The following is a 7885-nucleotide window of genomic DNA, read 5'->3' as shown; positions in this document are numbered from 1 at the left end:
GTTACCGACTCCCGTGTAGACCGAAAACCGCACCACGGTCGGGAACCAGAGTTCTCCACCGTTGAAAGGGAGGCTATAGACCAGCAATTTCGTCCCGTTATTGCCGCATTTTCCGAGGCAGTGGCCGTGCGATGCCGGTTCGATATGCCCCGCGGTTACCTTGGCGGTCCCTTCCCCGCGCGAAGCCAGGAGCGGAGCAGATGACCCCGACGCGCAAGCACCTGATCTCCCTCGCCGACCTGTCCGACGCGGATCTGCGCCGGATCGTCGCGCGGGGCGTCGAGCACGTGAAAGGCGTCGCGACCGGGGAACCCTTGTCCGGCACGGTTCTCGGCGTCTACTTCCGCAAGACCTCCACGCGCACCAGGACCGCGTTCTCCTCCGCCGCGCTCCGGCTCGGCGCGCGGATCATCAGCTACGGCCCCGACGACCTGCAGCTCAACACGGGCGAGACGATCGAGGACACCGCCGAGGTGATGTCCCGCATGCTCGACGGCCTGGTCGCCAGGACCGCCGGAACCACCGAGGAACTGCGCGCGCTCGCCGCCCAGGACCGGATGTCCGTGGTCAACGCGATGAGCGCGCGCGAGCACCCGACCCAGGCGCTGGCCGACCTCACCACCATGGCCGCCCACTTCGGCTCCGTCGACGGACTGCGCGTGCTCTACCTGGGCGAGGGCAACAACACCGCCGCCGCACTGGCGCTCGGCCTGACCCGCTACCCCGGCACCGAGCTGCACCTGCGCACGCCCGCCGGCTTCGGCCTGGAACCGGAGATCCTGGTGCAGGCCAAGCACTACGCGGCGCAGAGCGGATCGCTGATCTCCGAGCGGCACGACGTGCTCGACCTACCGTCCCCTGTGGACGTCGTCTACACCACGCGCTGGCAGACGACCGGCACGTCGAAGAACGACCCCGACTGGCGGACGATCTTCGCGCCGTTCCACGTGGACGAGTCCGTGCTGGCGACCAGTCCCGGCGCGGTGTTCATGCACGACCTGCCCGCGCACCGCGGCGAAGAGGTCAGCGCCGGAGTGCTCGACGGCCCCCGCTCCATCGCCTTCGACCAGGCCGAGGCGAAGTTCCACAGCGCGAAGGCCGTCCTCGAATGGTGCATCGCCTGACGTCCACCACAAAGGCACCCCGCATTTCCATCCCCAGCTAGACTTCTCCCATGCCCTCCACGCCCCGTACCCCTCATCCCCGGGCGCGCGTGGTCCAAACCAATCCCGTTTCGTACTCATAGCGGGAAATAGAGCGCTCCCATAGGCCGCTATGAGTACGAAACAGGAAAACGGACGTGGGTCCGGGAGGGCGACTAGGGCCAGGGGGTTACGAGCGGAGTCCGCCGCGTGACTCGATCACCGCGTGCGAGGCGGTCAGCACCGCGGCCCGCGCGGTCGCCAGCACCTCTTCCAGCAGCTCGGCCGACCGTGAAGCCGGAACACCGGACCGCAGTTCCCGCACCGCTTCCGCCGCGAGCGCCGCGCACTCGACGAGGCTCAACACCGTCTCCTCCACCGGATCGGCGCGGTCGGCGGTCGCGCGCAGCACGGCCAGCTCGCGGCCGAGGACCTCGGCGAGCACGGAACCACGGTCAACCTGCGGGGGTGCGGACACCGGCGTGACTCCTCCCGATCAGCGGATCAGCGCTCTGCCAGGCGAGGCGCCCTGCGCACCGGGAGCGCCTGCTCGAAACCGTTGGCGAGGCGGAACAGGGTGGGCTCGCTCCACGCGGTGCCGGTGAAGGTGATCCCGACCGGCAGCCCGTCCGCGAAGCCCGCGGGCACGCTCACCGCCGGATACCCGGCCACCCCGGCGGGAACCGCGGCGCCGCGCGGCTCGGGGTCGCCCTCGACCAGGTCGATCGGCCACGCGGGCGGGCACGTGGGCATCACGAGCGCGTCGAGGCCGTGCTGGCGCAGCACCTCGTCGACGCCCGCGAGGGACCGCACGGTCGCGAGCGCCTCGTGGTAGGCCGGGGAGTCCAGGTCGACGTCGCCGAACCCGGCGAGCATCTCCAGCGAGCCCTGTCCGAAGTGGACGAGTTCGACGGAAGCATTGCTGCGGTTGAACTCCACGAGTTCGGCGATGCTCTTCGGGTGGTCGCCCGGGGTGTCGGCGAGGTAGCGCTCCAGGTGGTACTTGGTCTCCTGGATCACCACCATGCCGATGGCCGGGTGCGTGGTCAGCTGCGCGGCGGTGGCGATCTCGGTGTTGTCCACGATCTCAGCACCCGCCGCGCGCATGACCTCGATCGCGTGCTCGGTGATCGCGTCGGCTTCCGCGCTGTAGCCGAAGAAGACCGAGCGCGGCACACCGATGCGCGCGCCGCGAAGTCCTTCCGGCACAAGGAACTTCGTGTAGTCGGTGTGCACGGTCGCGCCCGCGGTCGCGCTGTCGCGGGGGTCCACCCCGGCGATGGCGGACAGGACGAGCGCGGCGTCGGCGACCGTGCGGCACAGCGGGCCGATGGAGTCGAAGCTCCTGATCGCCGGGATCATGCCCGCGCGGCTGGTCAACCCGACGGTGGGTTTGAAGCCCACCACGCAGTTCGCCGACGCGGGCCCCAGGATCGAGCCGACGGTCTCCGTTCCCAACGCCGCCGCGCACAGGTTCGCCGCGACGCCGACGGCCGAGCCGGAGCTGGAGCCGTGCGGCGAATGGTCGAGCTGGTAAGGGTTTCGGCACTGTCCGCCCCGAGCGCTCCACCCGGCGGCGCCGATGATCCAGGACGTCTTGTTGGCCTTGCCCAACAGGATCGCACCGGCCGCGCGCAGCTTCGCCGCGACCGTGGCGTCCTGCGCGGGGCGCGAACCGAGCAGAGCGGTCGAACCGCTCGTCGTGTGCATCGCGTCCGCGGTGTCGATGTTGTCCTTGAGCAGCACGGGAATCCCGTGCAGCGGGCCCCGGACTCCTGCCGCGTCGAGCCGCCGCGCCTCGTTCTCCGCGTCGGGGTTGACCTCGATCACCGCGCGCAGCTCGGGGTTGTACCGCTCGATCCGCTCCAGGTAGTACCGCGTGAGGTCGAGCGCGCTCAGCTCGTTCGCCGCCATCCGGCCGCGCAGCTCGGCGAGCGTGGCTTCCTCAAGTGCGTCCGTCACCGCGCTGGCTGACACCGGTAGGCCCTCCTGTCGGTGATCGTGGTCGAAACAGACGGTAGAGAGCCGGTTTTTCGTCTCGTTATCGCCGCGTCAAGCGTGCGCGGGGGCCAGCCGGGCCGAGATCTCGCGCAGCAGCTCCGCCTCGTGCTCGGCCAGGTAGAAGTGCCCGCCGGGGAAGCTGCGCTGGGCGTAGCCCGCGGTGGTCCGCTCGGCCCACGCCCGGACCTCCTCGGGCCGCGCGTCCTCGTCCTGCTCGCCGAAGTACGCCACCACGGGCGCGTCGACGACGGCGAGCGGATCGCCCGCATAGGTGCGCACCAACGAGAAGTCGGCCAGGATCGCGGGCAGGACCAGCTCGCGCAGCTCCGGGTCCTCGAACAGCTGCGCGTCGTATCCGCCGAGCCGCTGCACCTCCGCGATCACGGCGTCGGTACCGGGATCGTCGCCGCCGGGCTCGCGACGGTGCGGCGGCACCTGGCCGGAGACGAGCAACTGATCGAGGGAGAAGCCGTGGTCCCGGCGCAGCCGCAACGCGACCTCGTAAGCGACCCAGGCGCCCATGCTGTGGCCGAAGAACACCAAAGGCTTGTCCAGCAACGGAGTTATCGCGCTCGCGATCGCGTCGGCGAGCGGGTGCATCTCCGCGACGCAGTCCTCAGCGAGCCGGTCCTGCCTTCCGGGGTAGCGCACGCCGAGCACCTCGACATCGGCGGGAAGCCCGTCGTGCCAGGACCGGAACGCGCTCGGACCGCCGCCCGCGTGGGCGAAGCACACCAGCCGCGCCCGTGGCTGGGCCACCGGCCGATAGCCGCGGAACCATGCACTGGTCATTCCCTCGTCCTCTCAGCTGGCCAGTTCGCCCATGAGCTTGGTGATCCACCGCTTCTCCCGCGACTGGAGCCGGATCGCGCCCTCGGCCGAAGGCAGCTCCAGCGCCGGGTTGAGCGGCATCGGCTTCTCGTTCGCCAGCAGCTGCCACGCCGCCGTCGCGAGGTCCAGCGCCAGCAGCACCAAGCCCATCCGCAGCGCCTGCTCGATCACGGCGACGACCGAGGCCCGTTCGGTCTCGAACCAGCTCGCGGGGTCACCGACCAGCTCGCGCGGGTCGAGTCCGCACGGAACGTCCTGCGGCGCCTGGCCCAGCGCGGTCATCGCCAGCACCACCCAGGCGCCGAACGCGCGCTGACAGGCCGTGGCGACCACGTCGGCCCCCTGTTCGAGCATCGCCTTTTCCCTTGCGTGGCAACGGAAAAGCGGGTGGAACCGGTAGCGCATCGCACCGTCGGCCGCCACGGCGACCTCCAGCAGCTGCGCGTCGACCAGCTCCTCCATCAACAATTCGGCCTCGACGAGCCCGCTGTCCAGCACCGCGGCACCGACCCACGCGGCGAAGTCCGGGACGTCCAGCAGGCCCAGCCGCGCGTACAGCGTGGCCGCCGACGGCGAGAGCCGCCGGTAGCTGGCGTCGAAGCTGGCCCGCACGCCGCGCCCGCCGGGGCTGAGCTCGTCCATCCGCCGGTCCTCGTCCTCGACCAACCGCGTCAGGTGCGCCAGGCTCCAGTGCGGTTTGGCCGCGAGCCGCGACGCGGCCACGTTCAGCGCCAGCGGCAGGCCACCGCACAGCTCGGCGAGGCGCCTGGCCGCGACCACCTCGGCCTCGCCCTCGGGCGCGGCCGCTCCGCCGAGCAGTTCGACCGACTCGCCGCGGCTGAGCCCGGTCAGCCGCAACCGCAGCGCGCCGTGCTCGCCGAGCAGTTCCCCGAGCTGGTCCCGCCCGGTCACCAGCACGACGTTGTCGCCGGTGCCCGGCAGCAACGGGCGCACCTGCGCGAAGGAGGCGGCGTTGTCCAGCACGATCAGCGTCCGCTTGCCGTCGAGCAGGCTGCGGTAGAGCGCCGAGCGCTCGCCGGGGTCGGCCGGGATCATCGCGTCGGCGACCCCGTACGCCCGCAGGAATCCCGCGAGCGCGTCGGCGGGCCGGGCCTGTTCGGTGTCCCGGTCGTAGCCGTGCAGGTCGACGAAGAGCTGGCCGTCCGGGAACTCCTCGGCGACGCGGCGGGCCCAGCGCAGCGCCAGCTCGGTCTTGCCGACCCCGGCGGCGCCGGTGACGAAGGCGACGGAGGGACCGCTCCCGCCGATCAGTCCGTCCAAAGTGGACAGTTCGGCGTCCCGCCCGGTGAACCGCGCGCCGCTCGACGGCAGCTGGGCGGGCACCGCGTGCGCCGAGGGCTCCTGCCGAACCTGGCCGACCGCGGGCAGCGCCAGGTCGGCGTCGTCGTTGAGGATCGCCCGGTGCAGGCCCTGCAGCGCGGGACCCGGCTCCATGCCGAACTCCTCGATGAACTGCCGCCTGCCCGAGCGGAAGGTCTCCAGCGCCTCGGCCCGCCTGCCCGAGCGGTACTGCGCCAGCATCAGGCACGCGCGCGCCTGCTCCCGCAGCGGGTAGTCGCGCACGAGCGCGGTCAGCTCGCCGATCAGCTCGCGGTGCTGCCCCAGCTCCAGCCGCAGCGAGGTGCGCCGCTCGTAGGCCGACAGCCGCAGCTCCTCCAGCCGCGCCGCCTCGGACTCCACCTCCTGACCGGAGATCCCGGCCAGCACCTGGCCCCGCCAGAGCGCGAGCGCCTCGCGCATCCCCTCGGCGGCCTGCTCGGTCCGGCCCTGCCGCGCGTCCTGTTCGGCGGCGGCGCACTCCTGCTCGAACCGGACCGCGTCGATCACGTGGTCCTCGGCGAGCAGCTTGTACCCGGGCGAGCTGGTGATGATCAGGTCGTCACCGCAGCCGGCCACCCGGAACGCCTTGCGCAGACCGGCGACGCAGATGGCGATCTGCGTCCGCCCGGTCGCGGGCGGCGCGCCGTCCCAGACCGCGTTGACGAGGCTGTCCACCGACACGACCCGGCCGGGCGCGAGCAGCAGCATGGCCAGGACGGTGCGCTGCCGCTGGCCGCTGATCGGGACAACGGTTTCGCCTGCCCGGACCTCCAATGGTCCGAGCATGCTGAATACAAAGCGGGTGCCCATTGAACCCCCAGATTCCAGGGATACCCATGCTGATGTGTGAACGATGGTGCCGACGCCATGCGGCGAGCACATGACCACGGTGCGAAGCCGAGGATGCCGGACCCTGCATCTTCGCTCTTCCGGAGTATCCAGTCACTCTCCGTTTATGACATCGCCCCGTGCGTCCCGCGAGACAACGTCATATTGCGCCTTCGCTCTATCGATATCACACCACTGGAGGCCGACGTTCAGCGTTCAGCGACATCCAATATTCCGAACACATCGACGATGCTATTTTTGCCTGTCCATCGATGGGTGTACATGCACGGGGAGGCGTCAGGCCCAGCGGGTACAGCCAGAAGGAGGCACCGGGGATTTCGAGAGTTCGATCTAGACGGAGTCTTCCAAGAGTCTCTGAATGGCCGCCACCCGGCCGTTGATCTCGGCGAGCTCCTGGCTGAGCCGGTCCTGGGCGACCGCCTGCCGCTCGGCCAGCCTGCGGCTCTCCTCCAGCGCCTCGTCCCCGCGCCGCCACGCGCTGAGCACGTGCCCGATGCCCCACACAACGCCTCCTCCGGCGACAGCCGCGGCGAAACGCCCCACTCGACGGTTCAAGGCCACCCTGTCGTCCCTCAGTCCAGGCAGAACACATACGGGCGCGATGCTAAGGGCGGCCATTTTCGTATAGATATCGTCAATGGCGCTCCCGGGACAGCCTTGGCGGAGCCGCCGGGGATAAGCGGGCGATAACGGAACGAAAAGGCAATGCTATATAGGCACGGCTGAAAGCACCGGGCGCAAGCGGAGGGGCCTCCGATAAACGACGCTCACCTGCGCTTCGGCATCGGTACCGTGCTCAGGTCCTCGGCCACCACGATTTCCCCGCCGAAGACCGCGGCCGCCTCCTCGTGAAAGCGCCGGGGGTCGGGATAGCGCTGGGAGAAGTGCGTCAGCACCAGGGTCCGCACCCCGCACTCCGCGGCCACCCGCCCGGCGTCGGCCGCGGTGAGGTGACCGACGTGCCGGGCCAGCTCCGCCTCCGGGGCCAGGAAGGTCGACTCGATCACGAGCATGTCCACCCCATCCGCGAGCGCGAAGACGCCGTCGCAGAGCCTGGTGTCCATGACGAAGGCGAAGCTCTGCCCCGGGCGCGCCTCGCTCACGTCGGCGAGTTCCACCCGCCGCCCGTCCACCGCGACGAACCCGGCGCGCTGCACCTCGCGCACGTGCCGGCCGGAGATGCCCGCTGCGGCGAGGCGGTCCGGCAGCATCCGACGGCCGTCGGGCTCGGTGAGCCGGTAGCCGAAGGACTCCACGGAGTGCTCCAGCCGCCGCGCCGACAGCGTGCCGAAGTCCACCGAAGATCCGCTTGCGGGATCGAGCGTTGACAAGGTCGCGATGGGCCCGTCGTCGTGCACCGGCTCCTCGCGCAGATCGGCGACCTCGTAGAAGGCCGTCGCGTTGCGCAGCCGCCGGAAGTACTCCCGACCGGAGGCCGGGTAGTGCGCGTGCACCGGGTGCGCGACGCGGTCCAGCGACAGGCGCTGCACGATCCCCGGCACGCCGAGGCAGTGGTCGCCGTGGAAGTGGGTCAGGCAGATCCGGCTGATCTCGCTTGCCGCCACCCCGGCGAGCAGCATCTGCCGCTGGGTGCCCTCGCCCGGGTCGAACAGCAGGCCCACGCCGTCCCACCGCAGCAGGTAACCGTTCTGCGCTCGCTGACGGGTCGGCACCTGGCTGGCGGTTCCCAGCACCACGAGCTCTCGGGAGGACACCCGGCG

7 protein-coding genes are annotated in these 7885 nt (G+C 70.7%); 1 reads left to right on the top strand and 6 read right to left on the bottom strand.

Annotated elements, in window-relative coordinates; all coding sequences use genetic code 11:
• Window positions 1-200 precede the first annotated feature (200 nt).
• On the top strand, window positions 201-1124 hold the full coding sequence (locus tag NLX83_RS35300; protein ID WP_254239600.1) for an ornithine carbamoyltransferase: 924 nt from the start codon (window positions 201-203) through the stop codon (window positions 1122-1124).
• Between the two features lie 208 nt (window positions 1125-1332).
• Here the strand turns inward: NLX83_RS35300 and NLX83_RS35295 are convergent, their stop codons facing one another.
• From NLX83_RS35295 to NLX83_RS35270, 6 genes are all read right to left on the bottom strand, one after another.
• Window positions 1333-1620: a hypothetical protein gene (locus tag NLX83_RS35295; protein ID WP_254239599.1), complete on the bottom strand. Its 288-nt coding sequence runs from the start codon at window positions 1618-1620 to the stop codon at window positions 1333-1335.
• A gap of 26 nt (window positions 1621-1646) precedes the next feature.
• Window positions 1647-3119 carry an amidase family protein gene (locus NLX83_RS35290; RefSeq protein ID WP_254239598.1) on the bottom strand — a complete coding sequence of 491 codons (1473 nt, stop codon included), beginning with the start codon at window positions 3117-3119 and terminating at the stop codon, window positions 1647-1649.
• 75 nt (window positions 3120-3194) lie between these two features.
• A complete protein-coding gene (locus tag NLX83_RS35285) occupies window positions 3195-3935 on the bottom strand; it encodes a thioesterase II family protein (RefSeq protein ID WP_254239597.1) in 741 nt (246 codons plus the stop codon).
• Between the two features lie 12 nt (window positions 3936-3947).
• A complete protein-coding gene (locus tag NLX83_RS35280) occupies window positions 3948-6101 on the bottom strand; it encodes an AfsR/SARP family transcriptional regulator (RefSeq protein ID WP_254239596.1) in 2154 nt (717 codons plus the stop codon).
• Window positions 6102-6494: 393 nt separating this feature from the next.
• The gene (locus tag NLX83_RS35275) at window positions 6495-6725 is read right to left on the bottom strand and encodes a hypothetical protein (protein ID WP_254239595.1); all 231 of its coding nucleotides are present in this window, start codon (window positions 6723-6725) and stop codon (window positions 6495-6497) included.
• 206 nt (window positions 6726-6931) lie between these two features.
• Window positions 6932-7879, bottom strand: coding sequence for a ribonuclease Z (locus tag NLX83_RS35270; protein ID WP_254239594.1), 948 nt, complete (start codon window positions 7877-7879; stop codon window positions 6932-6934).
• Window positions 7880-7885 lie beyond the last annotated feature (6 nt).

It is taken from the genome of Allokutzneria sp. A3M-2-11 16, assembly GCF_024213555.1.
Classification (GTDB): Bacteria; Actinomycetota; Actinomycetes; order Mycobacteriales; family Pseudonocardiaceae; genus Allokutzneria.
Note: the sequence above shows the minus strand (reverse complement) of the source record. Positions and strands in the feature narration are given on the sequence as shown.